The organism is Nocardia sp. NPDC051030 (assembly GCF_040683015.1).
Classification (GTDB): Bacteria; Actinomycetota; Actinomycetes; order Mycobacteriales; family Mycobacteriaceae; genus Nocardia.
The window spans coordinates 150,723-176,978 of the sequence record NZ_JBFBCD010000010.1 but is presented as its reverse complement, the minus strand read 5'-3'; the positions used below and the strand labels follow the sequence as shown (position 1 = coordinate 176,978).

General features: G+C 66.9%; 26 protein-coding genes and 1 riboswitch. Of the genes, 16 read left to right on the top strand and 10 right to left on the bottom strand.

Annotation, left to right across the window (positions count from 1 at the left end; all coding sequences use genetic code 11):
- Positions 1-43: 43 nt before the first annotated feature.
- Positions 44-113: riboswitch (cobalamin riboswitch) on the bottom strand.
- A gap of 219 nt (positions 114-332) precedes the next feature.
- Positions 333-917, bottom strand: a complete 585-nt coding sequence (locus tag AB0N05_RS31175; RefSeq protein WP_364700467.1) for a TetR/AcrR family transcriptional regulator C-terminal domain-containing protein — start codon at positions 915-917, stop codon at positions 333-335.
- A gap of 111 nt (positions 918-1,028) precedes the next feature.
- On the opposite strand from AB0N05_RS31175, the gene bioB reads away from it, so the two are divergent.
- From bioB to AB0N05_RS31155, 4 genes are all read left to right on the top strand, one after another.
- A complete protein-coding gene (gene bioB, locus AB0N05_RS31170; protein ID WP_364700465.1) occupies positions 1,029-2,066 on the top strand; it encodes a biotin synthase BioB in 1,038 nt (345 codons plus the stop codon).
- Between the two features lie 97 nt (positions 2,067-2,163).
- A complete protein-coding gene (locus tag AB0N05_RS31165) occupies positions 2,164-2,379 on the top strand; it encodes a hypothetical protein (protein WP_364700888.1) in 216 nt (71 codons plus the stop codon).
- A complete protein-coding gene (locus tag AB0N05_RS31160) occupies positions 2,379-3,092 on the top strand; it encodes a DUF2567 domain-containing protein (protein WP_364700463.1) in 714 nt (237 codons plus the stop codon). Before AB0N05_RS31165 ends, AB0N05_RS31160 begins: the two co-directional genes overlap by 1 nt.
- 113 nt (positions 3,093-3,205) lie before the next feature.
- A complete protein-coding gene (locus AB0N05_RS31155; protein ID WP_364700461.1) occupies positions 3,206-3,385 on the top strand; it encodes a hypothetical protein in 180 nt (59 codons plus the stop codon).
- A 37-nt stretch (positions 3,386-3,422) separates the two neighbouring features.
- On the opposite strand, the gene AB0N05_RS31150 is transcribed toward AB0N05_RS31155, so the two are convergent.
- Together AB0N05_RS31150 and AB0N05_RS31145 are read right to left on the bottom strand one after the other, a co-directional pair.
- Positions 3,423-3,629, bottom strand: a complete 207-nt coding sequence (locus AB0N05_RS31150) for a DUF5988 family protein (protein WP_364700459.1) — start codon at positions 3,627-3,629, stop codon at positions 3,423-3,425.
- Between the two features lie 173 nt (positions 3,630-3,802).
- On the bottom strand, positions 3,803-4,453 hold the full coding sequence (locus AB0N05_RS31145; RefSeq protein WP_364700457.1) for an NUDIX domain-containing protein: 651 nt from the start codon (positions 4,451-4,453) through the stop codon (positions 3,803-3,805).
- A gap of 269 nt (positions 4,454-4,722) precedes the next feature.
- Here AB0N05_RS31145 and nadA point away from each other — a divergent pair, with 269 nt between their 5' ends.
- The gene (gene nadA / locus AB0N05_RS31140; RefSeq protein ID WP_364700455.1) at positions 4,723-5,760 is read left to right on the top strand and encodes a quinolinate synthase NadA; all 1,038 of its coding nucleotides are present in this window, start codon (positions 4,723-4,725) and stop codon (positions 5,758-5,760) included.
- Positions 5,761-5,786: 26 nt separating this feature from the next.
- Here the strand turns inward: nadA and AB0N05_RS31135 are convergent, their stop codons facing one another.
- Positions 5,787-6,008, bottom strand: a complete 222-nt coding sequence (locus AB0N05_RS31135) for a cold shock domain-containing protein (RefSeq protein ID WP_364700453.1) — start codon at positions 6,006-6,008, stop codon at positions 5,787-5,789.
- A gap of 68 nt (positions 6,009-6,076) precedes the next feature.
- On the opposite strand from AB0N05_RS31135, the gene AB0N05_RS31130 reads away from it, so the two are divergent.
- On the top strand, positions 6,077-7,708 hold the full coding sequence (locus AB0N05_RS31130; RefSeq protein WP_364700451.1) for an L-aspartate oxidase: 1,632 nt from the start codon (positions 6,077-6,079) through the stop codon (positions 7,706-7,708).
- Between the two features lie 25 nt (positions 7,709-7,733).
- Complete coding sequence (nadC, locus tag AB0N05_RS31125) at positions 7,734-8,594, top strand: carboxylating nicotinate-nucleotide diphosphorylase (protein ID WP_364700449.1); 861 nt, start codon at positions 7,734-7,736, stop codon at positions 8,592-8,594.
- A gap of 71 nt (positions 8,595-8,665) precedes the next feature.
- On the opposite strand, the gene AB0N05_RS31120 is transcribed toward nadC, so the two are convergent.
- The 3 genes from AB0N05_RS31120 to AB0N05_RS31110 all read right to left on the bottom strand — a co-directional run bounded on the left by AB0N05_RS31120 (position 8,666) and on the right by AB0N05_RS31110 (position 10,818).
- Complete coding sequence (locus AB0N05_RS31120) at positions 8,666-9,151, bottom strand: TerB family tellurite resistance protein (protein WP_364700447.1); 486 nt, start codon at positions 9,149-9,151, stop codon at positions 8,666-8,668.
- A 150-nt stretch (positions 9,152-9,301) separates the two neighbouring features.
- The gene (locus AB0N05_RS31115; RefSeq protein WP_364700445.1) at positions 9,302-10,186 is read right to left on the bottom strand and encodes an LLM class F420-dependent oxidoreductase; all 885 of its coding nucleotides are present in this window, start codon (positions 10,184-10,186) and stop codon (positions 9,302-9,304) included.
- Positions 10,165-10,818: a TetR family transcriptional regulator gene (locus AB0N05_RS31110; RefSeq protein WP_364700443.1), complete on the bottom strand. Its 654-nt coding sequence runs from the start codon at positions 10,816-10,818 to the stop codon at positions 10,165-10,167. The genes AB0N05_RS31115 and AB0N05_RS31110 overlap by 22 nt, the downstream gene beginning before the upstream one ends.
- 73 nt (positions 10,819-10,891) lie before the next feature.
- Between AB0N05_RS31110 and AB0N05_RS31105 the strand changes: the two genes are divergently transcribed.
- Genes AB0N05_RS31105 through AB0N05_RS31095 form a run of 3 tightly spaced genes read left to right on the top strand, consistent with a single transcriptional unit; the run spans position 10,892 to position 13,127 of the window.
- Positions 10,892-11,290: a nuclear transport factor 2 family protein gene (locus tag AB0N05_RS31105; protein WP_364700441.1), complete on the top strand. Its 399-nt coding sequence runs from the start codon at positions 10,892-10,894 to the stop codon at positions 11,288-11,290.
- 56 nt (positions 11,291-11,346) lie between these two features.
- A complete protein-coding gene (locus AB0N05_RS31100; protein WP_364700439.1) occupies positions 11,347-11,619 on the top strand; it encodes a DUF3311 domain-containing protein in 273 nt (90 codons plus the stop codon).
- Entirely contained in the window at positions 11,616-13,127 is a 1,512-nt protein-coding gene (locus AB0N05_RS31095) for a sodium:solute symporter family protein (RefSeq protein WP_364700437.1), read from the top strand. Before AB0N05_RS31100 ends, AB0N05_RS31095 begins: the two co-directional genes overlap by 4 nt.
- On the opposite strand, the gene AB0N05_RS31090 is transcribed toward AB0N05_RS31095, so the two are convergent.
- Positions 13,031-14,917, bottom strand: coding sequence for a CocE/NonD family hydrolase (locus AB0N05_RS31090; RefSeq protein ID WP_364700886.1), 1,887 nt, complete (start codon positions 14,915-14,917; stop codon positions 13,031-13,033). The genes AB0N05_RS31095 and AB0N05_RS31090 overlap by 97 nt on opposite strands.
- 166 nt (positions 14,918-15,083) lie before the next feature.
- On the opposite strand from AB0N05_RS31090, the gene AB0N05_RS31085 reads away from it, so the two are divergent.
- The 4 genes from AB0N05_RS31085 to AB0N05_RS31070 are packed head-to-tail and all read left to right on the top strand — an operon-like array spanning position 15,084 to position 18,715.
- Positions 15,084-15,734 carry an ABC transporter permease gene (locus AB0N05_RS31085; protein ID WP_364700883.1) on the top strand — a complete coding sequence of 217 codons (651 nt, stop codon included), beginning with the start codon at positions 15,084-15,086 and terminating at the stop codon, positions 15,732-15,734.
- Positions 15,727-16,950, top strand: a complete 1,224-nt coding sequence (locus tag AB0N05_RS31080) for an ATP-binding cassette domain-containing protein (protein ID WP_364700435.1) — start codon at positions 15,727-15,729, stop codon at positions 16,948-16,950. Before AB0N05_RS31085 ends, AB0N05_RS31080 begins: the two co-directional genes overlap by 8 nt.
- On the top strand, positions 16,947-17,747 hold the full coding sequence (locus AB0N05_RS31075; protein ID WP_364700433.1) for an ABC transporter permease: 801 nt from the start codon (positions 16,947-16,949) through the stop codon (positions 17,745-17,747). The genes AB0N05_RS31080 and AB0N05_RS31075 overlap by 4 nt, the downstream gene beginning before the upstream one ends.
- The gene (locus AB0N05_RS31070) at positions 17,744-18,715 is read left to right on the top strand and encodes a glycine betaine ABC transporter substrate-binding protein (protein ID WP_364700431.1); all 972 of its coding nucleotides are present in this window, start codon (positions 17,744-17,746) and stop codon (positions 18,713-18,715) included. The genes AB0N05_RS31075 and AB0N05_RS31070 overlap by 4 nt, the downstream gene beginning before the upstream one ends.
- A gap of 320 nt (positions 18,716-19,035) precedes the next feature.
- On the opposite strand, the gene AB0N05_RS31065 is transcribed toward AB0N05_RS31070, so the two are convergent.
- Complete coding sequence (locus AB0N05_RS31065) at positions 19,036-20,214, bottom strand: winged helix DNA-binding domain-containing protein (protein WP_364700429.1); 1,179 nt, start codon at positions 20,212-20,214, stop codon at positions 19,036-19,038.
- A gap of 166 nt (positions 20,215-20,380) precedes the next feature.
- Between AB0N05_RS31065 and AB0N05_RS31060 the strand changes: the two genes are divergently transcribed.
- Both AB0N05_RS31060 and AB0N05_RS31055 read left to right on the top strand, forming a co-directional pair.
- Positions 20,381-21,364 (top strand): prolyl oligopeptidase family serine peptidase, encoded by a 984-nt coding sequence (locus AB0N05_RS31060; RefSeq protein ID WP_364700427.1) that lies wholly within the window; start codon positions 20,381-20,383, stop codon positions 21,362-21,364.
- 94 nt (positions 21,365-21,458) lie between these two features.
- A complete protein-coding gene (locus AB0N05_RS31055; protein ID WP_364700425.1) occupies positions 21,459-23,759 on the top strand; it encodes an MMPL family transporter in 2,301 nt (766 codons plus the stop codon).
- Here AB0N05_RS31055 and AB0N05_RS31050 read toward each other — a convergent pair whose 3' ends face one another.
- Positions 23,760-26,249 (bottom strand): FtsX-like permease family protein, encoded by a 2,490-nt coding sequence (locus AB0N05_RS31050; RefSeq protein ID WP_364700423.1) that lies wholly within the window; start codon positions 26,247-26,249, stop codon positions 23,760-23,762. It lies immediately after the preceding gene.
- Between the last annotated feature and the right edge of the window lie 7 nt (positions 26,250-26,256).

Here is a 26,256-nt window from a genome sequence, read left to right as displayed (position 1 = left end):
ATCGGCAAGTCGCGGCCTCTCCAGAGATCTGCTCGGTGGGGGAGGTCTGACTTCCGCGAGCCGAGGCCCGCGGTCACAGTGGCGCGACCGCTCCGGATTCACACCGGATTCCCGCACCCACCAAGGTTGACGCCAGGCACTCTACCGCCCTGCCCGATTCGTCCGACTCGGGCGGGTAGCGGTGGCATTGCCAGAGCAGTACCGGCAGCTCCGATCTCACAGTTATTGAAAACGATTGCCAATAACTGTACAGCCTCCCGACTCCGCACATGACTCCGGCTCTTCACCCACGCGATCACGTGGGTGAAGAGCCGGAAAGGGTGGAGCGAGGCTCAGCGCACGCGGGTGCCCAGCAGGTGGCGGACGCCGCTGATGAAGAGCTGGAGGCCGAAGTCGAAGCGGGCCGTGGCGTCGGTGGTGTCGTAGAGGGGCGAGTTCTCCTCGGTCAGCGCACCGGCGGAATCCATTTGGATGCGCGACTGTTCGTCCACCGTCTGGCCGAGGACGTAGTAGAGCAGCGTGAAGGCCGCGAGGTCGGCCTCCTCGCGGGTCATGCCCGCGCGAATGGCCGCGCTGGCCAAGCGTTCCCGCCCCTTGCTGGTGGTGAGCCGCGAAGCGTATGTGGCGGAGACCAATTCGGCCCCGTCGCGGTAGGCGAGCAGGCAGGAGCGCAGCCGGTGCGCCAATTCGGTGATCTGCTTGGACCATTCGTCGGATTCGACCGGCTCGTCCATGGGCGCGAGAATGCGGTCCGCGACCGCCCCGAGCAGCGCCTGCTTATTGGGGAAGTGCCAGTAGAGCGCCCCGGGTTGCACGTGCAGGGATCCGGCCAGCCGCCGCATGGTCAGATCGGCGAGTCCGTACTGGTCGAGAATGCCGATCGCCCCGTCGACGACATCGGTGCTGTGAAGTTGCACTGAAAAATCCGACCCTCTCGTGTTCCGGCTCACGTTCTCGGCTGCTAGCCTACCCTGAACACCGTTCAAGTTGCTCGGCCACACCCGGCCGGACGAAGGGATTCGTACGCCATGACCCAGGCAACCGTCAGCTCCGAAGCAGACGCCACCACCGGCGAAGACATCCTCGCGATCGCTCGTGAGCAGGTGCTCGAGGGCGGCGTCGGCCTGACCCAGGAGCAGACTCTCGAGGTCCTGCGGCTCGGCGACGACCGGCTCGAGGAACTTCTCGGACTCGCCCACGATGTCCGCATGAAGTGGTGCGGCCCCGAGGTCGAGGTCGAGGGCATCATTTCGCTCAAGACCGGCGGCTGCCCCGAGGACTGCCACTTCTGTTCCCAGTCCGGCCTTTTCCAGTCGCCGGTGCGTGCCGCCTGGCTGGATATCCCCAGCCTGGTCGAGGCCGCCAAGCAGACCGCCAAGACCGGTGCGACCGAATTCTGCATCGTGGCAGCGGTTCGCGGCCCGGACGAGCGGCTCATGGCGCAGGTCGCCGCGGGCGTCGAGGCCATTCGCAATGAGGTCGACATCCAGGTCGCCTGCTCGCTCGGCATGCTCAACCAGGATCAGGTGAACCAGCTGGCCGCCATGGGCGTGCACCGCTACAACCACAATCTGGAGACCGCGCGTTCGCACTTCCCGAACGTGGTCACCACGCACACCTACGACGAGCGCTGGGAAACCCTGCGCATGGTGCGCGAGGCCGGTATGGAGGTCTGCTGCGGCGGCATCCTCGGCATGGGCGAATCCCTGGAGCAGCGCGCGGAATTCGCCGCCGACCTGGCTTCGCTCGAGCCGGACGAGGTGCCGCTGAACTTCCTCAACCCGCGTCCGGGCACCCCGTTCGGTGACCTCGAGGTGCTGCCCGCGGCCGATGCGCTGCGTGCCGTCGCCGCCTTCCGCCTGGCGCTGCCGCGCACCATCCTGCGCTTCGCGGGCGGCCGTGAGATCACCCTCGGCGATCTGGGAGCCAAGCAGGGCATCCTCGGCGGCATCAATGCCGTCATCGTCGGCAACTACCTGACCACGCTGGGCCGACCCGCCGAGGCCGACCTGGATCTGCTCGGCGAGCTGAAGATGCCGATCAAGGCGCTCAACGAAACCCTCTGAGATCGGCGGGTTATCGGAAGCCGGTACCGTAGCGGTACCGGCGCGGCTCGCGCGGGCTGCACTCACTTGCGACGTGAAGGAATCCCTCGAGGTGGTCGTGGACATAGAGGAGCGCTACAACCCGTTCACGGGCAAGCGCGTGGTGCCGGGCCTGGACGATGTCGTACCGGCCGCCGCCGCATTGGGTTTGGAGCCGCCGCGGTTCTGTGAGCAGTGCGGCCGTCGCATGATCGTGCAGGTGAGTCCGGACGGCTGGTGGGCCAAATGCTCCCGCCACGGCGTCCTCGACTCCAAGAGCCTGGAACACCGCTAGTGGCAACCGCATTCACCGCCGCCGAGCGGCCCGGGCTGAACGTCGACCTACTCCTGCGTGAAGTCCGCGCGGCGGCGGTGGTTTTCGCCGCGGTCGCCGTGAGTAGCGCCCTGGCCGGGGTGGTGTGGGCATTCCTGGCCCCCGCCGAACAGTTGCTGGTGGTGGATCCGGATCGCGGGTCGGCGCTGACGGGGGAGAGTGCGCACCGTTTCGACGCGGTCGCCATGTACGTCCTCATCGGATTCGTCGTCGCCGTGCTGACGGTCGCCGCTGCCTGGAGGTGGCGGCGGGCGCGCGGGCCGGTGCTGCTGGCCGGTCTGCTGCTCGGCTCCGGCGCGGGCGCGGTCGTCATGCGCTGGGTCGGTGAGGCGGTAGCGGAGCAATTGCACACTCGCCCCGCGCATCCCGCCATCCACAGCATCGTGGAGTTCGCGCCGACGGTCGACGGCTGGGCGGTATTGATCGTGCAGCCGCTGATCGCGTCGCTGGTGGTTTTGATCCTCTCGGCGCTGAGTACCTCCGATGACCTGGGCAGCGGCCAGTACCTCCCTTTCGGCGGTGAGCCTTCGGCACCGGCGGTGGTCGCCCCCGGGCAGTTCGGCTCGGCGATCAGCTACGGCCCGTATCCGGGTACGCCGCAGGGCTACGTCCGCCAAGACCCGGTGGTCCCCTTCGAGGCTCCGGGCGTCCCGGAGTCCGACGCCACACGCTGAGCGGCTTTTCACTCAGAGACACTGTCGGCTCACCGGCAATATTCGGTGGAGTCCGCCTGTTGATGCGAATACCGTGACCTTCTCACGGATACCGGATCAGTCAGGGGACGGCGATGAAAGCCGATCAACAACTCGATCGTTCCCCGGCAGCTACGCAAGCTCCCGCGGAACGACCCGACCTAGCAGCCTGGCGGCAGCGCCACGAGCTGCGCCGCTCGAATGCCGCGCAGCCGATCCCGAATGCCCGGCGCTACCGCCGCACCACCAAACACCGCGGCCGCAACCAGGATTGACGCGGTCGGGGTCGATCGCGGCCGGTTCCGACCGTGGCTATTCGGCGACCTTGGTTCGCTCGAACCACTCGTAGATGGGCAGGGTGCCCACCGCCGTCTCCTTGGTGCGTACGGTCGGCCGGAAATGCTCATAGCCGCCGCGGTGCGGAATCTTGATATCGGGGCCCGAAGGCACGATCGGAACTATGCGTTCGGGCAGATCGCTGGGACCGCCCGCGAGAAAAGCATTGGGTGCGATTGCCATCCACCAAGTATCGCGGCCCGCTTCCGGCCCCGGGGCCGAATCGGCTGGGGCGCATTGGGTTCGCGCGAGATTTGCTCGAAGCGAGATCGGTTGGTTTGAACCCGGCTCAGCAAACGCCAATCGGGCTCGGCCGACTCGAGCTCGGCCCGGTGGCGTCGCCCTGGTGGGGCGGATCAGCTGGGCGGGCGCAGGGCGGCGAACTCGTCGGTGACTCGGATTTCGGAGTCGGTGAAGCGGTAGACGGCGGCGGGGCGTCCGCCCGTGCGGCCGGGGGAGGCGGTCGCGCCGGTGGGGGTGATCACCTTGCGGCGGGTCAGGACTCGTTGCAGGTTGGTGGTATCCACGTCGTATCCGAGTGCGGCGCAATAGATTTCCCGCAGCGTGGACATGGTGAAGCGCTCCGGGGCGAGGGCGAACGCGATATTCGTGTAGGAAAGCTTGGCGGCCAGCCGGTTTCGCGCGTGCTCGACGACGATGCCGTGATCGAAGGACATGTCGGGCAGCGTCGAGACCGGATGCCATCGGGTGTCCGGCGGCAGTGCGGGTTCGGCGGTCAGCGGCACCAATCCCAGATAGGCCGAGGCGATCCGGCGATCGCCCGGCACTCGATGCGGATTGCTGAACACCGCAAGCTGTTCCAGATGCGTCAGTTCCCGCACATCGACCTTCTCGGCCAGCTGGCGCGCCGCCGAGGCGTTGAGGTCCTCGTCATCGCGCAGCCGCCCGCCCGGCAGCGACCAGGTGCCCTTGGCCGGATCGAGCGCGCGTTCCCACAGCAGCACCGCCAATTCCGTGCGCTGACCGGGCGGGCAGCGCCGTGCCATGGCATCCTTCGCAACCGGTCCGGGGTTTGTGCGTCCAGTGGCCGCAGTTGTGCGCCCTGAACCATCATTCGCATCCCGTGTACTGCCTTCTGTGGGTACAGAAATGCCCTCACCTGCGGCGATGGTAAACGGGAACCGACGAACCTGGAACACGGCGGTGAGCGTTTCGTGGATGGTGCTACGATGGGCCACGTTTTCGATTCTAAGTCGAAAACCGGTTATATGCGAATCGGCGAAGTGGCCGAACGCATGAGAGAAGGAGCCAGACCATGGCTGCACAAGGTGCGACGATGACGCTCACCGAGCGCATTGTGGACGGGCCCGCGGGATTCACCGGCGTCGACGCGACCCCCGAATGGGCACAGGAGATCAAGCGGCTGGCGCGCGAGCGCAATGCCACGATCCTGGCGCACAACTATCAGCTGCCCGAGATCCAGGACATCGCGGATCATGTCGGCGACTCCCTCGCCCTGTCCCGAATCGCGGCGGAAGCGCCCGAGGACACCATCGTCTTCTGCGGCGTGCACTTCATGGCCGAGACCGCGAAGATCCTCAGCCCCGAGAAGACCGTCCTCATCCCCGACCAGCGCGCGGGCTGCTCGCTGGCCGACTCCATCACCGCCGAGGATCTGCGGGCCTGGAAGGCCGAGTACCCCGACGCCGTCGTGGTGTCCTACGTGAACACCACCGCCGCGGTGAAGGCCCTGACCGACATCTGCTGCACCTCCTCCAATGCCGTCGACGTGGTCGCCTCCATCGATCCGGACCGCGAGGTGCTCTTCCTGCCGGACCAGTTCCTGGGCGCGCACGTCAAGCGCATCACCGGCCGCGAGAACATGCACATCTGGATGGGCGAATGCCACGTCCACGCCGGCATCAATGGCGATGAGCTCAATGAGCAGGCCCGCACCCACCCGGACGCCGAACTCTTCGTGCACCCCGAATGCGGTTGCGCCACTTCGGCGTTGTACCTCGCGGGCGCTGGCGAGTTCCCCGCCGACCGCGTGCACATCCTCTCCACCGGCGGCATGATCGACGCCGCCAAGGCGGCGAAGTCCAAGCAGGTCCTGGTCGCCACCGAGGTCGGCATGCTGCACCAGCTGCGTAAGGCGGCTCCCGGCATCGATTTCCAGGCCGTCAATGACCGCGCGTCCTGCCAGTACATGAAGATGATCACCCCCGCCGCCCTGCTCCGCTGCCTGGTGGAGAACCGCGACGAGGTGCACGTCGACCTCGAAGCCGCTGCCCTGGCCCGCAATTCGGTTCAGCGCATGATCGAGATCGGCAACCCTGGCGGAGGCGAGTAGCCATGCCCGGCCGCACCGGGCGCGAGCTAATCGAGCTTGCGCACCCGGATCGCGCGGTACTGGAAGCTGTCCTGCCTGGCGGCTTCGATATCGAACGTGACGCGGTCACCGGCCTCCAGCGCTCGGAAGCCGGTGGCCTCGATCTCGCTGAAGTGCACCCAGGCGTCGCATCCGTCGGGCAGGTCCGCGGATGCGATCGCCCCCCAGCCCTTTTCCTGCTTGAAGAACTTCACAATGCCGGTTGCCATGCCACGAGCATGCCGCTCGGTCGAAGGTCGAGCGGGATCGCGGCCGCCACCTCGAGAGGTGATTTGAAGTGAGTACGTCTTTGCCGATCGCTTGGGAATCCGAAGCTGATCTGGTTGTGGTCGGGGGCGGCGTCGCGGGGCTGACCGCCGCGCGCACCGCCTCCCGGCGCGGCTTGCGAGTGCTGACGCTGAGTAAGGGCGGGGCCACCGATACCTCGACGCAGTATGCGCAGGGTGGGATTGCCGTGGTTGCGCCGCACGGGGATTCGGTGGAATCGCATGTGCAGGACACCGTGGAGGCGGGGGCCGGACTGTGTGCTGCCGGGGCGGTGCGGTCGATCGTCGAGGGCGGGGTCGATGCCGTCGCGGCCTTGACCGACCTCGGCGCGGTCTTCGATCTCGGGCGCGATGGCCAGGTTTCGCGGACCCGCGAGGGCGGGCACAGCACTCGGCGGATCATTCACGCCGGTGGGGATGCCACCGGGGCCGAGGTGCAGCGGGCCTTGAATGCGGCCGGACTGCCGGTGATATTCGGGGCCGCGGTGGTCGAGATCGTCACCGGGGAGAACGGCGTGCGGGGCGTTGTCGTGGTGTCGGAGCAGGGATTCGGGATCGTGCACGCGCCCGCCGTGCTGCTGGCCACCGGCGGGCTGGGTCAGCTGTACGCGTGCAGCACCAATCCCGCGGGGGCCACGGCGGACGGGATCGCCTTGGCGCTGCGGGCCGGTGCGGTGGTGTCGGATCTGGAGTTCGTGCAGTTCCATCCGACCGTGCTGTTCACGCCCGGCGGGCTCGGGCGACGGCCGCTGATCAGCGAGGCCGTGCGCGGGGAAGGTGCCGTTCTCGTCGACTCCGAAGGCAATTCGGTGACGGCGGGGGTGCATCCGCGCGGGGATCTCGCGCCCCGGGATGTGGTGTCGCGGGCCATCGCGGCTCGAATGCAGGAGTTGGGGACCGACCATGTGTATCTCGACGCACGGTCGATCGACGGGTTCGCGCAACGGTTTCCGACCATTACGGCGTCGTGCCGGGAGGTCGGGATCGATCCGCGCACGGATCTGATTCCCGTCGCGCCCGCTGCCCACTACCAGTGCGGCGGCATCCTCACCGATCCGCACGGACGGACCACCGTGCCCGGGCTGTACGCGGCGGGCGAGGTCGCCCGGACCGGGCTGCACGGGGCCAACCGGCTCGCCTCCAACAGCCTGCTGGAAGGCCTGGTCGTGGGGGAGCGGGCGGGAGCTGCGGCGGCCGAGCGGCTCGGTGCGGCCGGTCGGATCACCGAGGCGAACTGGGTCCGGCACTCGCGTGCGGACCGGAAACTCTTGCAGGAGTTGATGACCGAGCATGCCTCCGTCGTCCGCGACGGCGAGGGACTCCGCGCCGCGGTGCTCCGCATGGTGGGCTTGATCGCCGATATGTCCGTGACCGGCGAACAGTCCCATGCGGATTCGGCGTCGGTGATCCGTGAGCTGGAGGATTCCGCGCTCACCCTCACCGCCCGCGTCCTGCTGCTCACCGCCGCGGCCCGCACCGAAAGCCGTGGCTGCCATACCCGTTCGGACCACCCGGACCTGCGCGAGGAGCTGCACCGCAGCACGGCCGTGAGACTGGGCTCGGATGGCCGCCCGCAATTGCTCACGGACGCAACCGGATCGACGCCCACCTGGGGTCGCACCGCGGTGCCGTCCACATCATGACCACTATCGAAGAAGGAGTGCAGTAATGACTCTCGACGCCGGACTCGACCGCGATGAGGTGATCGCGCTCATCCGCACGGCCCTCGGCGAAGACCTGCGCTACGGCCCCGACATCACCACCCTGGCCACGGTCCCCGAGGACGCGGTCGCCAAGGCGGCCATGGATTCCCGCCAGCCCGGCACCGTCGCCGGACTCGACGTCGGCCTGCTCGTCCTGGACGAGGTGCTCGGCGCGGGCAACTACGAGATCACCGACCGCGTCCCCGACGGCACCCGCGTCCAGCCCGGCGACACCGTCCTGCGCCTGGTCGCCCCCACCCGCGGCCTGCTGACCGCCGAACGCACCCTGCTCAACCTGGTCTGCCACCTCTCCGGCATCGCCACCGCCACCGCCGCCTGGGTCGACGCCGTCGAAGGCACCGACTGCCGCATCCGCGACAGCCGCAAAACCCTCCCCGGCCTGCGCGCCCTCCAGAAATACGCGGTCCGAGTAGGCGGCGGCGTCAACCACCGCATGGGCTTGGGCGATGCCGCCCTGATCAAGGACAACCACGTGGTAGCAGCGGGTTCCGTGGTCGCCGCCCTCCGCGCCGTCCGCGCCCTCGACCCGAATATCGAGTGCGAGGTAGAGGTCGACAGCCTCGACCAACTCGACGCCGTCCTGGCCGAAGACGTGGAACTGGTCCTCCTGGACAACTTCCCCCTCTGGGCCACCCAAGCCGCCGTCCAACGCCGCAACAACCGCTCCCCGAAAGCCAAACTCGAATCCTCCGGCGGCCTCACCCTCGACGCGGCCGCCGACTACGCCCGCACCGGCGTGGACTACCTATCGGTGGGCGCACTAACCCACTCCATCCGAGTCCTGGACCTGGGCCTGGACATGTAACTCCCTCGCGAGCATGCAATGGTGGCGGCATTGTGCGAGAAGGCTCTCCACCATTGCATGCTCACGGGCTTCTACAGGCCGAATTCGGAGGGGTTCAGGTGTAGGACCTGGCAGGCTTCTCGGACTGCGGCTATTTCGTGGGTGTCGAAGCGGCCTTCGGTATTGCTGAGCATGATGGCGATCTGGACCACGGCTCGCGCTTCGGCGGGGTTGCCGGTGGATTTGGCAATCTGCTGCATGACGTAGGCGCGGCCGAAGGCCGGGTCCATGGACAGGCGGGCGCAGTTGTCCTCGAACAGGTTTCGGAGTTCGTCGGCGGGGAAGTGCTGCAGCAGCAGATCGGCCCCGAGAAGTTGAGCGGCGCGGTGGCGCTCGTTCGGGTCGATGCTCCCATCGGCGGCCGCCATGAGCGCGCAGATCCCCACCGTGGCATCACGAAATGAGCTGCCGCACAACTCGTCTCGTCGCCCCAGTAGCTCCTCCCGCCACTGCGGCGCAAGTTCGATCGAGCGCCCCGCTGAAGTCGAGTCGGACACAAGGCGATTGGTGAAAGCCATGACACACTCCGAATAGACTCCCGGACCGACACCCCCGTGCCCACGCCCAGACTGTGCAGATCAACAACCCCGACCCTAACAGCCTGCCGCCCGGTAGACGTACGAAAATTCACCCCCAGCCCAGGGGCACGGTGAGCACTCGGGCTCGGATTACTCGGTGGCGGATTCGGGTCCCGTGCCCCGGAGTTGCGCCGCGGCCGTGGCGAGGGTGGCGATGTCGGCTTCGGTCACGGGGTCTGCGGTGAGTACCGAAATGTGGTCGAGGCCCAGCTCTGCCAGTGCGCCGCAGCGGTCGACGAAGGAGGCGGGGGATTCGGTGGGGGAGAGTCTGGTGCTTACCGACTTCTCGATTTCGGAGTAGGGGCGGTTCTCGGTTTCGCAGTGGCGGGCGAGTACTTCGAGTTTGTGGCGGATGGTTGCGCCGCCGTCGGGGATGTCGAAGACATTGCAGGCGTCGGCGTAGCGCGCTACCAGGCGGAGGGTTTTTTGTTCGCCGGTGCCGCCGATGAGGATTGGGGGGTGTGGCTTGGTGGTGGGGAGGGGGCTGCAGATCGGCTGGTCCAGGCGGAAGTGCTTGCCGTGGAAGGGGGTTTCGTCGCCTGACCACATTTGTAATGCCAGGCGGAGGGTTTCCTCCAGGCGCTCGAAGCGTTCGGGGAGCGGGGGGAGTGGGAGGGCCATGGCGTCGGCTTCGAACTGGTGGTAGCCGGTGCCTATGCCGAGCCAGGCGCGGCCGCCGGAGAGGGCGTCGAGGGTGGTCACGGCTTTGATCAGGAGGGCGGGTGGGCGGAAGGTCGCGCCGGTCACCATGGTGCCGAGGCGGATTCGGCGGGTTTGGCCGGCCAGGTAGCCGAGGGTGGTGTACGCCTCGAACATGGCTTCGTGCGGTTCGCGGCCGGGCTCGAGTTGCAGGAGGTGGTCGGGGACCCACAGGGTGTCGAGGCCGCCCTCGTCGGCCGCGCGGGCCACGCGGGTCAGCTCTTCGACCGCGCCGTCGGGTGTGGAGAATTTGCTTACCGCGATGCTGATTCGCATATCAGTCCCCGTTCGAGAAGGTCCATGGCGCGGCGGCCACACTCGGCCGCATCGGTGACAATGCGGTGCGCATCGTGTCCGGCCATGGCGTGCGCGTGCACGACGTCTTTCATGGCCCGGTTGACTCCCATGAGCGCGTGGGCGACCACGTACGCCTCGCCGTCGTGGGGACCGGGTGCTTGTTCATTCAGTTCTGTGGCAATGAGCTCGGCGAGCAGGCGGGTATAGCGCTCGACGGAGCGCAGCTCATAGGCCTGTAGGGCCGGGCTGTCGTGGATGATCCGGGCCGCGGTCGCGATCTGTTGCACCCCAATCGGTTCCGCCTCGAGCAGGCTGCCGCGCGAGCTCAGCACGAACTCGCGGAAGGCCCGGACCGTCGAGGTTCCGGTGGGACGCTCGCGCACGGCGTCGAGCAGGGCGTCCTCGAAGGCGTCCATGCCCTCGTAGATGAGTGCTTCCTTGCCGGTGAAGTAGTTGAACACCGTGGCCTCGGAAACCTGTGCCGCCCTGGCGATCTCGGCGACCCGGACATTGTCGAAGCCGCGCTCGGCGAACAGCCTCAGCGCAGTCTCGGTGATCCGCTGCCGTGTTTGCCGTTTCTTGAGTTCGCGTAGTCCCAGTTCCGAGGTCACGGGCCCAGCCTAGCATTGACGTCGAGTGACTCCAAGTTTAGAGTGACTGTAAATTCATGAAAGGTTCGGAACCATGAGCAATCAAGAAGTCCTCGATCTCGTCCAGTGCTGGGCCGAAGCCGAATTGGAAGGTGACAGCGACGCTTACGCCGACCTGCTCGCGCCGGACTTCATCGGCGTCGGACCCGTCGGCTTCGTCCTCGACCGGACGCAATGGGCGGCACGATTCACCGACCATGGGCTGAAGTACGCCGAATTCAGCATCATCGACCCCGATGTGCGCACCTACGGCGACACCGCCCTCGTGAAAGCCGTACTCCAGCAGCAGGCCACGGTCATGGGGCAGGACACCAGCGGATCGTTCCGCGTCGTTCTGGTCGTCGTGCGGCAGGCACAGCGCTGGATGATCGCCAATGTCCAGCTCAGCGGCCCGCTGATCGCGCCGGGTCAGCGTCCACCCTGGGCTCGATAGACGCGATTCGGAATGTCGGCTGGCCGCGGTTCCGAAATTGCCGTATAGCCAACGGCATGGTGGAACGCACAGGCGAGGAACCGGGGGACGGGGCGCGGGGGCGCGGGCGGATGTTGTGGCTGCTGGTATTACCCGGTGTGCTGTTCTGCCTCGCCCCCTTCATTGCCAATCGGATCGAGCCGCGGGTGTTCGGGCTGCCGTTTCTGGTGTTCTACCTGCTGGCGGTGGCGGCGCTGACCGGACCGGTGGTGGCGCTGGTGGCGCGATTCGATCCGGTATTCCGTTCGGGGGCAATGGAATACGTGCCCGCCGATGAGGTCGAGGAGTGAGCGGGCCCGCAGCGGTGGCCGTACCGCTGTTCGCGGCGGCCATGGTGGTGACGGTCGCCATCGGGGTCTGGTCCGGGCGCGGCCGGGCGCGCTCGATGTCGGAATGGTCGGTATCGGGGCGCGGGCTGGGCACGGTCTTCGTACTGCTGCTCATGGCGGGGGAGACGTATACGAGCTTCTCGTTCCTCGGGGCCGCCGGATGGTCCTATCGGTATGGGGTGCCGATCTTCTATCTCATCGCGTACCTGAGCACCGGGCAGGTGGCGGCGTATCTGGTCGCGCCTCTGATCTGGAGCTATTGCGCCAAGCACAAACTGGTGTCGATCGCCGATATCGCCGAGCACCGATTCCGGTCGCGGCGGCTCGGCGTGGTGGTCGCGGTGATGTGCACGGTGTTCCTGATTCCCTACGTGCAGTTGCAGATTCAGGGAATGGGCGTGGTGGTGCATGCCATGTCCTATGGCGCGATCGACCTGAAGGTCGCCGCGGTGATCTCATTCCTGGTGGCGGAGGCGTTCATTCTGACCTCCGGGCTGCGCGGTTCGGCCTGGGTGAGCGTGCTGAAGGACGGGCTCGCGGTGCTGGCAGTGGTCTTTCTGGCGGTCTATGTGCCGTGGCATTACTTCGACGGTCCCGGGGAGCTGCTGGATCGCCTGGTCACCGAAAGGCCGCAGTGGCTGACCTTTCCGGGCTCGGGCGGCGGGACATTCGGCGCGACCTGGTTCGTGTCCACGATCGTGCTGAATGTGGCGACGATCAGCATCTTCCCGACCACGGTCGCGGGATACCTGTCTGCCGCGAATCCGACCGCGCTACGCAAGAATTCGATCCTGCTGCCGTGGTATCAACTGCTACTGGTGATTCCGGTAATGATCGGATTCGCGGCGCTGCTGGTGGTCCCGGCCCTGTCGAATCCGGATCTCGCGCTGTTCGCCCTGGTGACCGATTCGCTGCCGCCGGCCGTGGTGGCGGTGATCGGCATAGCGGGAGCGCTCTCGGCGATCGTGCCGATGAGCGTGTTCCTGATCGCCATCGGAACACTGTGGGGCAGAACCATTCTCGGTGGCGGACTGCATGGCGCGGCGCATGCGGACGGTGAACGCCAGCGCCGGTGGTCGCAGCTGGCTGGACTGATCGTCGGAATCATCGCACTGGCCGGTGCGCTGTACTTCCCGCATGTGATGGTCAGCCTGTCGCTGCTGTCCTATGAAGGTGTCGCACAACTGCTTCCGGCCGTTCTGGTCGGCCTCTACTGGCGACGCCTCACCGCGACCGGCGTCACCGCCGGATTGCTGGTCGGCGCGGCCCTGGTCGGAGTGCTGCACGCGACCGGAAACGATCCCTTCCACGGCGTGAACGGCGGTCTGATCGCACTGACCGCGAACCTGATTGTCGCCATGACGGTTTCGCTCTACTTGCCCGGCCGCAAATCAAATGTGGTGCTACCGCTGTCACCGGCGGGAATGAAGGGCAGAGATACCGAGGAGGGATGCGCGGCATCCTTGTAGATGGTCTGCGTGGCGGGCACGGTGCGGGCATTGTCGCCGAACGGGTCGCCGGTATTCGGATTGGGCGCGTACTGCGGATAGTCGCTGCTGGCCACCGCGATCCGAATCCGGTCGCCCGCCTTGAAGAGATAGCTGGTCGGCCAAATCTTGATGGTGAACTGATACGGCTGACCCGGCACGAGCGGTGCGGGCGCGGACAGTGAGTCCCGGAATGCGGCCCGGAGGATGCCATTGTTCACACTGACCACAGACCCGTCCGGCGAGACCACTTCCAGCCGCGCGACGAAGTCGGTGTCGACCGCCGTCGAGGACGCCCACAGCTTCACCGTGATCGGCCCGGTCACCTCGGTGTCCTCGGCCAAGCGATCGGTGTCATAGGTCAGCACATCTGAACGCTGTTCCACCGCAAACTGTTCCATCGGCCCCTGTGGCCCTGAGGTCGCGCCGCAGCAGGAGTGCCCGCCGCTGCTGGGTACCGGATCGGTGGGGTCGTACACATAACTGTCGGCGTCGGCGGGGCCGGTCGGCGCCGTGGTGGTGAGCTTGCCCGCCCGGCCGCTATTGGCATTCGCGCCGCTGCCGCTGAAGTAGTAGTCACGCCACTGGGTTTGCGGCAGTGGCCAACTCGGCGCGGACTTCCACCGATTGGCTCCCATGAGAAAGTAATCGACCCGGGAGCCGGTCGACACGCCGTTGTCGTTTCCCTTGAGGAAGTGGTCGAACCAGGCCAGCATGAGCTCATTGACCGGGCTATTGCCCACCTTTCCGATCTGTTCGAGCCGGGGTGAGGATACGGAAGTCGCTCTGCCCCAGCCGACATGGTCCCACGGCCCGATCACCAGACGCTGGTGCTCGCGAGCGTCCGGGGTGCCGCCCTGTGCCGTCATACCGGTGAAGTTCTCGACCCCGCCCGACAGGAACGCGTCGTACCAGCCTTCGATATCGAGCACCGGCACACGCACATTCGGGTAGCGGTCGCGAATGCTCCACTGTTTCCAGTAGTCGTCCCGGGTGGAGTGCCGAATCCAGTCGAAGAACCACGGCGCGACCGCCGGATTGTCCGGCTGCATAGGCGGAAAGTCCTTGTAGGGCAGGTGGTTCAGCCACGAGGTCGCATTGGCGCTCGCCGCCTTGAGCTGCTGTGCCGCAGCCGTGTCATTGCGGTGCTGTGCGGACTCGAGCCCGATGGTGCCCATGGCCCACGGTTCGATGAAGGCGAGCCGGTACGCGCCGCCCTCATAGGTCCAGCCGTCGTAGTAATCCGAGGCGGTATTCGCCGGGACGATGGTCGTCAAATGCGGCGGCGTCGCGACCGCGGCCAGCCACTGCGTGGCCCCGACATACGAGGACCCGTACATGCCGACCTTGCCATTCGAGCCGGACAGCCCCGCCGCCCACTCCACCGTGTCGTAGCCGTCCTGAATGTCATTGCCGAACTCGGTGAAGGTCCCCTCGGATTTCCCGAGGCCGCGCACATCCTGAATGACCACCAGATAGCAGTGCGAGGCGAACCAATCCGGCGTCTGATACCGCGAGGGCTGAATCTGCGCGGCGTCCTTGCCGTACTGGGTGCGCATCAGGATCACCGGCACCGGATCGCTGGTCTTCGGGCGATAGACATCGGATCGCAGCACGGTCCCGTCCCGCATGGTGGCCCCGACATCGGCCTGTTTGTCGACCGTGCAGTCGCCGCGCCCCTCGGAGGGCGGCCATGCGCCGTCCGCCGCGGGCTTCGTGCCGGAATCGGTGGTGCATCCGCCCACCAGCACCGCCACACCCAGTGCCGCCATGAGCAGTCGGACGATCCTCAGCGTGCGTTCGGACATTCCGCACCTCGCTTGCATGCGATGGAGCTGCCGGACCCGATCTTACCCAGCAGTTGGTTTGGCGGACATCGATATGGGGCAACCGTTTCCGGGTTAGGCTCCGGGGCAGCGGATTTGGGAGGTGGGGACTCTGGAAGCGCTCTGGAAGTTCATCGTGACGCGCCGGCACCAGCTGCTCGTCGACTCATATCTGCACGTCTCGGCCGTGATTCAGGCCCTGCTGATCGCGACCGTCGTGGCCGTGGCGATCGCCGTGCTGGTGTATCGGAGCCCGCTCGGATCGTCCGCCGCGACGGCGGCGGCCAGCGCGGTGCTGACCGTGCCGTCCTTCGCGCTCCTGGGGCTGCTGATCCCGTTTCTCGGCCTCGGGGTCGCGCCGACCATCGTGGCGCTGGTCATTTACGCCCTGCTGCCGATTCTGCGCAATGCGATTATCGGGCTGTCCTCGGTCGATCCGGCCGTGGTCGACGCCGCGCGCGGGGTGGGGATGAATCGCTGGCGGGTGCTCGCCGTGATCGAACTTCCGCTGGCCTGGCCCGCCATCCTGACCGGTATGCGGGTCAGCACCCAATTGAGCATGGGCATTCTCGCGCTGGCCGCCTACGCCAAGGGGCCCGGCCTCGGGAATGTCATTCTCTCCGGTTTGTCGCGGCTCGGCAGCCCGAATGCGGTGCCTCAGGCCTTGACCGGCACGGTGCTCGTCATCGTGCTCGCCCTGCTGCTCGACGGGATATTCCTGCTCGTCGGACGTTTCACCACCCCGAGGGGGATTCGTGACTGAAACCGAGACGACCGGCACGGTGTCCGGGGTCGAGATCGTGCTCGACACCGTCACCAAACTCTATCCGGGACAGCGGGATCCGGCCGTGGAGGCGGTCTCCATGACCATTCCGGCCGGGGAGATCGTGGTGCTGGTCGGCCCGTCCGGCTGCGGTAAGACCACCACCATGCGGATGATCAACCGGCTCATCGAACCGACCTCCGGCACCATCTCCATCGGCGGACGCGATGCCACCGCCATGAATCCGGACGAATTGCGGCGCGGCATCGGGTATTCCATCCAGCAGGCCGGGCTGTTCCCGCATATGACGGTGGCCAAGAACATTTCCACCGTGCCCGGATTGCTCGGCTGGGATCGCAAGCGGATCGCGGGCCGCGTGGACGACATGCTGGACTTGGTCGGCCTCGACCCCGGCGAATATCGCGGCCGCTATCCCCGCCAACTGTCCGGCGGCCAGCAGCAACGCGTCGGAGTGGCCCGCGCCCTCGCCGCCGACCCGCCCGTCCTGCTCATGGACGAGCCCTTCGGCGCGGTGGACCCGATCACCCGCGGCCTGCTCCAGGACGAACTACTGCGCCTGCAAGCCGAACTCGGCAAAACGATTGTCTTCGTCACCCACGATTTCTCCGAAGCGGTCAAACTCGGCGACCGAATCGCGGTGCTGGGCAATCAATCCCGCATCCTGCAATACGACACCCCCGCCGCCATCCTCGCCCACCCCGCGGACGACACGGTCGCGGGTTTCGTCGGCGCGGACGCCTCCCTCAAACAACTGACCCTCACCCGAGTCTCGGATGTCGAACTCGGCGACTGCCCAACGGCAGCCGAGGATGAGTCGGTCGAAACCCTGCGCAAGGCCCTCGCGGGCCGCGACTGGCCCTGGGCCCTGATCCTCGACAACCACCGCCGCCCACTGCGCTGGGTATCGGCCGACCAGCTCGCCGACGCCCAATCCCTGCACGGCATCGGCCGCCCGATCGGCAACCTGCTCTCCCTCCGATCGACCTTGCAGGACGCACTGGAAGCCCTGCTGGCCGACCAGAACGCGACAGCCGTAATCACCAGTGCCCGCGGCGAATACGCCGGGCTCATCGCCATCGAAACCCTCGTCACCCACCTGTCCGTGGTACGTGACGAGCACCCGGATAAATCCGCCGCCACCGTCGCGGCTGCTGAGGAGTCCGGTGGGGCGGCCGAGCCGGAGTCGCGGCCATGACCGCGGCCACCGGCGCTACGGCGGGTGTGGGGACGGACACCGTCCTGCGGGAAGGGGCCGCCGCGCGGCGGGCCGAGCGGTTGCGGCTGCTGGTTCAACCCGTGGTGGTCGTATTGCTCACGGCCGGAGTGCTGGCGTGGGCATTCGCCCGTGATCGCACGGTCGTTCAGAAGGCGAGTGTCAATGCGGGCAATATCGCGCATGTGACCTGGCAGCATGTGCTGATCACGGCGGCGGTCGTGGGGATCGTGCTGGTGGTGGCGGTACCGCTCGGCACCGTGCTCAGCAGGCCCGGATATCGGCGGCTCGCACCGATTTTCATCGGGATCGCCAATGTCGGGGCCGCCGCACCGGCGATCGGTTTGATCGTGTTGTTTTACCTCGTCACCCGCACCACCGGGTTCTGGATCGGGGTGCTGCCGATCGCGTTCTATTCACTGCTTCCGGTGCTGCGCAATACGATTCTGGGCTATCAGCAGGTCGATCCGACCCTGATCGACGCCGGGCGCGGGCAGGGGATGTCCACGGCTACGGTCTTGCGGCGCATCGAGTTTCCGCTGGCCGTGCCGTACATCCTTGCGGGACTGCGGACCTCGCTGGTCCTGGCGGTCGGCACTGCGACGCTGTCTTTCCTGGTGAGCGCGGGCGGGCTCGGCATTCTGATCGACACCGGATACAAGCTGCGCGACAACGTCACCCTCACGGTCGGCGCGGTGCTCGCGGTGGCGCTGGCGCTGCTCGTCGACTGGCTCGGGGCAGTGGCCGAACGGTTCCTGGGGCCGAGGGGGTTGCGGTGAAGGTCGGTAAATGGTTGTGCTGCTTGGTGATCGGGCTGCTACTGGCTGGGTGCGGGCTGGAATCCGGTAGCGCGGTGCCACTCCGGGTGGGGCCGGGAAGTATTCGCCCGGTGCCCGAGCTCAAAGGCGTGACGATCACGGTGGGCTCCAAGGACTTCACCGAGCAGAATATCCTCGGCTATCTCATCGAATTCGCCATGTCCGCGGCCGGTGCGAACGTCCGTGACCTGACGAATATCCAGGGCTCCAATAGCCTTCGCGATGCCCAGCTGCACGGGCAGATCGACGTCGCCTACGACTACACGGGCACCGGCTGGGTCAACTACCTCGGAAAAGAGCAGCCCGTCCCGGACGAGGTCGGCCAGTTCGAGGCCCTCCGCGACGCCGACCTCGCCGCCCACGACATGGCGTGGACCGTCATGGCCCCGATGAACAACACCTACGCCCTGGTCACCAGCAAGCGCACCGCCGAAGAAACCGGCGTGGCAACACTTTCCGACTATGCCGCACTGATCGCGAAGGATCCCTCGGCCGCCGCCACCTGCGTCGGCACCGAATTCAATGTCCGCCCCGACGGCTATCCCGGCATGGCGGCCAAATACGGCATCGACACCGGCAAGGTGAGCAAACAGATCGTCCAGGACGCCCTCGTCTATCAGGCCACCGCCGACGCCAAACAATGCCGCTTCGGTTCCGTGGCCGCCACCGACGGCCGCATCCCCGCACTCGGCCTGGTGCTGCTGACCGACGATCGGTCCTTCTTCCCGAAATACAATGCGGCCCTGGTCATGCGGGACGATTTCCATCGCGCCCACCCTCAGGTCGCCGCCCTCATGACCCCCATCACCAAGCTGCTCACCAACCCGGTCATCACCGAACTCAATCGCAAGGTCGACGTGGACGGTCAGGAACCCGCCGATGTGGCCCGCGACTGGATGATCGAGCAAGGCTTCGTCACCAAGGGCTGACGATCGAAGCCGCCCGACGTCAGAGCTGCCTGACGACAGCACCCTGCTCGTCGAGAACGGCAATGGTAGGCGTGCCGTCCATCGCCACATGCAGCCGAATTCGCGGCCGCCCCTGCTGATCACACAGATCGAGCCCGGTCCCGCTCTGATTGTCGACCCAGAGCTGCGCACCCGGAAGATACTTCTGCTGATCAGCCGGTGCGTCCGCATCCCCGATGTGATTCAGGACCAGCTCGGCCCCGGCTGGTCGCGCCGGATGCTTTCTGCTCTTCTCCCACCTTCTCGATCATATTGGCGGGCTTGTGATCTCGCCGTCAGGATTACGCGGTGAGTTCGCGTTCCAGAGGCGTGCGGAAGCGCGGGATGGGTCGGACCTTGCCGTACCAGTGGCCGAGCCGGGCGGCCTCGGCCTCGATCAGCGCCTCGGCGTCGGAGCCGATATCCTCCAGCGCACGCCAGGCGATCTCACCGTCGGAGCGCTGCGCCCAGCCGCCGACAATGCGGCCGTTATGCCAAATCGTCGGCCCGACATTGCCATTGCGATCGAACAATGCTGAGGCGTGCGGCCCCAGATACCAGTCCCGCGACTGCCAGCCCATGGGCGTGGGGTCCAGCGCGGGCAGCAGGGCGACCCACGGCTCGGGCTCGGGGGTGGGCTCCAGATCATCGGACAGCACCAGTCCGGTCTCGCCACCCAGGTCGACCTCGGTGATATCCAACTGCGCCAAGGCTTTACGCACCTCGGCGAGGGTCCAGCCGGTCCACCACTTGATATCGCTCACCGGCGCGGGACCGAAGGTGCGCAACCAGGCGCGCACCAGCTCGGCACGCGCCGTATCGGCGGGAAGAGCCGGAATCCCGTCCGGAATCCAGGATTCGACGGGAGCCCAGGTGTATTGACTGCTGGACCAGCTCCCATTGGGCCGCCCGCGCACAATGCGCCCCTCCGCGCCGAGAATCACCAGTACCCAGGTGGTGATACTGGTCGGCTTCGAATACGACTTGCCCGGCGCGGTATCCACCTGTGTCCGCAGGCGCGGCACAGCCTTGCTCAACTGCGCCCCGGTGGCGGCCCCGAGCCCTAGCAGCGCGTCATGCGTCTCGGCCTCGACCTCGGCAAGCCACGTCGAGACATCCCCGTCGATGACCCCGGCCTGCTCCAGGAACCGCCCATAAGTCTTGCGCTGCTTATGCGCCAGCGCATCCGCACACGATGCCTGCAGCGCGGGCACCAATTCGATCGGCGCCACGAACATGGTGCGCCGCATGGCCAGCATGCGCAGCATCGACCGATCCTCGTAGAGCGCCTTCTCGATATGCCCCGGCTCGATCCCGCGCGACCGCGCCGCCACCGACAGGAACACCGTCGCCGGATCGGTGGCATGCAGCACCACCATCGACCGCGCGATCTCCCGCACGTCCTCGGCCCGCGCACTCATCGCCAACCGATGCCGCACCCCCACCCGGGCCCGCCGCTCCGCCGCATCCATCGAACGCATGCGCGAATCCTAGCCCCCGCCCCCGACAGCATCCCCCCGATACGCAACAAGATCAGGGAGCACTCATGGCGGGATTCTGTCCGATTCCCCACCACCAGTGCTCCCTCACCGCTCGGGCGCGGCGCGGTGCCCGGGTGGGTGGGGGATTGCGTGGGAGGATTCGGCGATGCGAGGTCGATATCGGGCGTCGGCGGTGTTCTCGATGGTGTTGGGGGTGGTGGCTGCGACGGGGGTTGCGGCCAGCCAGGTTTCGGCCGATCCGGTGGGGGACTCGGGGGTTTCGGTGCGGGATGTGGCATTGACGGTGGATGGGGAGCGGGCCACGGGGCGGGTGTATGAACCGGCGGGCGGGGCGCGGGATCTCATTGTCGCGGTGCACGGGCATGACGGGAGCGCCTCGGATTACGAGGGGTATATGAGTTCGATCGTGCGCGGTACGGGGGCCGCGCTGCTGAGCATGGATCAGCGTTCGGATGCGAGCTCCTGGCGGACCGGCGAATGGAATGTGTGGGTGGGCTGGCGGGATACGGTCGCCGCCACGCAGTGGTATCGGGGGGAGCATCCGGGGATCGGGCGGACCGTGCTGTGGGGGTGGAGTCAGGGCGGGGTGACCAGCGGGCTGGCCGCGGCCTATGCGCCGCCCGGCACCTATGACTACTGGGTCGACACCTTCGGGCAGGCGGATGCGATGACCTCCTGGCTGCAGGCGGATCTGGCCAAGCCGGACCTGCGTCCGCAGATCGAACGCGATGCGGGCAACTGCACGCCGCTCACCTGCCCGCAGGCCTACCTCGCCCGGTCACCGGCCTTCCTGGCCAGTCGAATCACCGTGCGCCGCGCCGTACTCCTGCACGGCACCGCCGACCCCGTCGTTCCGTACACCCAGTCGCTGGAGATGCGGGCCGCGCTGACCCTCACCGGCAAGCCCGTCTCCCTGTACACGGTCGTCACCGGCCGGGAGCTGGACGGCACGATCGTGCCCGGCACGCACGGGCTCGGCCCGGTGTTCTACGAATCCGGCTGCGTGGTCGAACGACTCCTGCGCAATGCCGAACCGGTCTCCGGCGGGGATCGCGACTATCTCGTCGACGTGGCGCTGGGCATCCAAACGGCCCCGCCCGCCCCGCCGGATGCCAAGTGCGCGGCCTGAACGCTTGATCTTGTAGCGAATTCACAGCAGACTCGTACCGGTTCCAGTTTCACAGAACGCGCAGCACGACCCGGCGACCGCAAGGAGACCTCTCGTGTCCGTCTATCTGTACCGGTGGGGAAGATTCGCATTCCGACGGAAATGGATCGTCCTGCCCATCTGGCTGGTGCTGTTCATGCTGCTCGGCAGCCTGGGCGCGAAGCTCCAGGAACCGATGAGCAATGACTTCAATATCCCGAACCTGCCGTCGGAGCGGGCCACCAAGATCCTGGACGAACACTTCCCGGGCATGTCGCAGGGATTCCAATTCGACGCGGTGACCGGCACCTATGTCATTGCCGCCCCGGCCGGGCAGACGCTCACCGATCCGGCGAATCACGCGGCGATCAAGGGTTTGATCAGCAAGATCGGCACACTCGATATCGTCGATCACGCCAAACCCCTCGATGACCCGATCGCCGCGGCCGAGCAGATGGGCTGTCTCGCACCCGATCGCACCTCGAGCGCGTTCCTCTCCAAGTGCAGCGGCGCGCCGCTCAATGTGCTCAATAAGACCGATCCGGATTCGGTTGCGGTGCTGACCGTTCCGTTCGCCATCAAGGATTTCTCCGCGGTCACGGCCGACGACCGCAAGGCCGCCTACGACATCGCCGACCAGGCGCGCCAGGCCGGGCTCACCGTCGAGGTCGACGGCACCATTGCCATGGAACAGCAGCAACCCAGCGGCAAGTCGGAAATGATCGGTATGGCCTTTGCGCTCGTGGTCATGATCGTGGCCTTCGGCGCGATCGTCGCCGCCTTCGTACCGATCATCACCGCGCTCGTCGGCCTGGGCGCGGCCATGTCGGTGATCCTGCTGGGCACCTCGTTCCTGTCGATCCCCAGCTTCACCACCTTCCTGGCCTCGATGATCGGCATCGCGCTGTCCATCGACTACGCGCTGTTCATCGTGTCCCGGTACAAACACGAACTGGCCGTGCAGGATTCGGCCGAGGCCGCGGCGGGCACCGCGCTGGGTACCGCGGGCGCGGCGGTCGTCTTCGCCGGTGGCACCGTGATCATCGCCCTGGTGGGGCTCAGCATCGTGGGCATTCGCTTCCTGACCTTCATGGGCCTGGGTGGTGCGCTGGCGGCCGCGTTCGCCGTGCTCACCGCCATCACGCTGATGCCCGCCCTGCTCGGCGCGTTCGGCCGCTTCCTGTTCAAGCCGAAGCTGCCACTGATTGCCCAGCACGATCCGGAGGACGACTCCTCGATCACCAATGGCACCCGCGTGGCCCGCTTCATCGGCAAGGCCCCCGCGCTCACCCTGGTGCTGAGCATTATCGTGCTCGGACTGCTCGCGCTCCCGGCCATCCATCTGCAATTGGGCCTGCCCGGCGAGGACAGCATGCCCAAGACCACGACCATCCGTAAGGCCTACGACCTGCGCACCGCGGGCTTCGGCGAGGGCAGCAATGGCAAACTCATGGTCGCCGCCGATCTGAGCAAGGTGCCGCAGGAGCAGCGCCAGGCCGCCGCGAATGCCTTGCGCGACAAGCTCGCCGGGTATTCGGACATGGATTACGTGACCGAGCCGAAGTTCAGCGAGGACGGCGCGGGCGCGCTCCTGGACGCGGTCCCCAAGACCGGTCCGAACAATCAGGAGACCAAGGATCTGGTCCGCTCGGCCCGCGATGCCGAGTCGGCGCTGAACTCCCAGTACGGCATCGAATACGGCATCACCGGCACCACCGCCATCTACGCCGACGTCGACCACGCCCTGCTCAGCAAGATCCTGCCGTACCTGGCGATCGTCGCGGGTGCGGCATTCCTGTTGCTCATTGCGGTATTCCGCTCGGTGCTGGTCCCGCTGACCGCGGCCCTGGGCTTCCTGCTGTCCATGGCAGCCACCTTCGGCGCGACCGTGCTGATCTTCCAGGAGGGCAAGCTGGGCCTGGTCGACGAGCCCCGCCCGATCGTGAGCTTCCTGCCGATCATGTTGATCGGCTTGGTCTTCGGGCTCGCCATGGACTACCAGGTGTTCCTGGTGACCCGCATGCGCGAGGAGTACGTGCACGGGGCCTCACCCCGCGATGCCGTGGTCAATGGCTATCACCACGGTGCGCGGGTGGTCACTTCGGCCGCGCTCATCATGATCTTCGTCTTCGGCTCGTTCATGCTGGAATCCGATACCACCGCCAAATCCATGGGTTTCGCGCTGGCCGCGGGCGTGCTGTTCGACGCCTTCCTGGTCCGCATGGTGCTGATTCCGTCGCTGCTCATCCTGATGGGCAAGTCCGCCTGGTGGATTCCCGGCTGGCTCAGCAAGATCGTGCCCGATATCGATGTGGAAGGGGCGCGGCTGCACGAGCTGCATGAGCCCGGTGACGCCGAGAAGGTCTCCGTCAACTGATCATTCGGCCCCGACGGCGTCCACGATATTCAGCCGTGCCGCGCGCACGGCCGGTGGAATCGAGCCGAGCAGACTCAAACCCAGTGCGCCGAAGGTGAATACGAGCAGCAGCGGCCCCGGCCGGAAGTGCACGTCCAGGCCCATCAGATCGGTGGCTATGAGCGAATACAGGAATTGATTGGCCAGGCCGAACGCGACGCCCAGCGCCGCGCCGACCACACCGATGGCGGCGGCCTCGGCCAGCACCATGCGCAGGGCGAAACGGCGGCTCGAACCCACCGCGCGCAGAATGCCGAGTTCCCGGCGGCGTTCCAGCAGTGCGAGTGTCAGCGTATTGAGCAGTGACATGGCCGCGATGATCGCCACGATGACCAGCATGATGCGGGACAGCACCAGGCCCTGTTGCATGGCCTTGCTCACGCCGTCCAGGGCGGCCCGGCCGGAGTACACGTGGACGTCCGGAGGCGCGATGTTCTGTATGTCCGACAGCAATTGCCGCGGATCGGTGCCGGGTGCGGCATCGACCTGGAGGGTGGTGGCCCCGGGCCGCGCGAACCACTCCCGCATGAGGGTCAGGCTGATCGACGCGGTGCCCGAGAGCGCGGAGAAGTAGGACACCGAGGCCAGCACCCGCGTCCGCTTTTCGCCGCTGGGCGTCTGCACCGTCAGCTCGTCACCGGCCGAAACCCCCAGTGTCCGAGCCAGATCCCGGGAGAGCACCACACCCTCCCCGGCTTGCACCCGCCGCTGGGTGTCGGCGTCGAGGGATTGGACCATGGCGTAGTCGCTGCCCGGTTCCACGCCGTACACAAGGGCTTTCGTGCCGCCCAGGGTCGCGAAGGCCAGCTGACCCTGAATCACCTTGCCGACCCCGGACACGGTCGCGACCCGCTCCGACAGGCCGTCGGGCAGCAGCTGGGTCGGCACCATATCCTCCGGGCTGACCGCCACCCAGACATCCGTATCGGCAAGGGAGGCAAAGGTATCGCGTGCCGACCGCACCGCATCCGCATTGGATCCGGTGATGGTGATGGTCATGGCGACGGCGATCGTGACCGTCATGAGCGTGGCCCACACCCGGCGCGGCGCACGATCGATATTCACCCCGGCCAGCACTCCGGCCGCGCCGAACCGCCGCGCCATGGCACCGGTCGATCGCACGATCGGAGCGGTCGCCGCATAGGCGAAGGCGATCTCCGCGCAGAACGCCGAACCCAGTGCCACGGAAGCGAACAGCCCGAGATGCGCGCGCGTGGTCAGCACGGTCGCGATCGCCAGCACGACGCCCGCCACCGCGGCGATCACCCGCAACCGGCGCGGCACCACATCGGCCTGCGCGACCCCGACCGGAGCCAGCGCCTCGACCGGTGACATCGAATAGACCTGCCGTGCGGCCACCGCCGTGGCGGCCACATTGGTGAGCGCGGCGGCCAGGATCGCGACCGGCACCGCGTACCAGGGCAGCATGTACTCCAGCCGCGCCTCGGTCATCTGAGTGAACGCGCCCGGCAGCAGGCCGATCGCGTATCGCCCGGTGAGCACGCCGATCCCGGCCCCGATCAGCCCGCCGATCAAGCCCAGCACAATGGCCTCGGCCAGCACATCCCGCACGATGGTCTGCTTACGCCCGCCGATGGCCCGCAGCATGGAGATCACCGGCCGCCGCCCCGCGAGGGCCATGCTCATGGTGTTGTAGATCAGGAACGCCGCCACCACGAACGCGATGCCCACGCCCATGGACGCCATGAATCGCAGCATCACAATGCCATTGCCGGTCTGCGCCGCCCGCGCGCTCGGCTCGGCCACCAGTGCCCGCCCGGCCACGGCCGTGGTCACCGCCGATTTCAGTTGCGCCGCATCGGTATCGGATGCGGCCACGATGAGGATCGAATCCAGCTGCCCGTTCCGGCCCGTAATGCGCTGTGCGAGCGGCAGTGGCGCGATCACGTAATGCCCGCCATTGAGTTTCGCGAGATCCGCGCCCTCCAGCACCGAGGCCACCGTGACCTGATTCGACCCCACCCGAATCGACTGGCCCTTCGTGAATCCCGATCCCGGCCCGGCCAATACGCCATTGGGCACGGTCAGCAGCGAGGTCATTGCCTCGCTCTGCACGGCCCCCTTCAGAGTGCTGTCGAGCGCCGAAGCGGAACCATCCACGCCCAGCACCAGCAGCCGATCATTGTCCGGCCCCACCGCGGCTCGGAGCATGGGCACCGCGGCCTTGACCCCCGGCACGGCCGCCACGTCATTGCGCACGGCCTGCGCGAACCCGGCGTCGGTGACCCCGGAAACCTCCAGCGCCGCATTCCCCGCCAGCCCGGACGTGAGTTGCTCGATCGACCCGGTGAACGATCCGGAAATCCCGATCACCGTCACCACGAACGCCGCCGACACCGCCATGACGAACACCGAGGCCGCCGTCCGCCCCCAATGCGTGCTGAACTCGCGAATATTGAACAACCGCAGTCGATCCAGCAGCGCGATCATGGAAAAA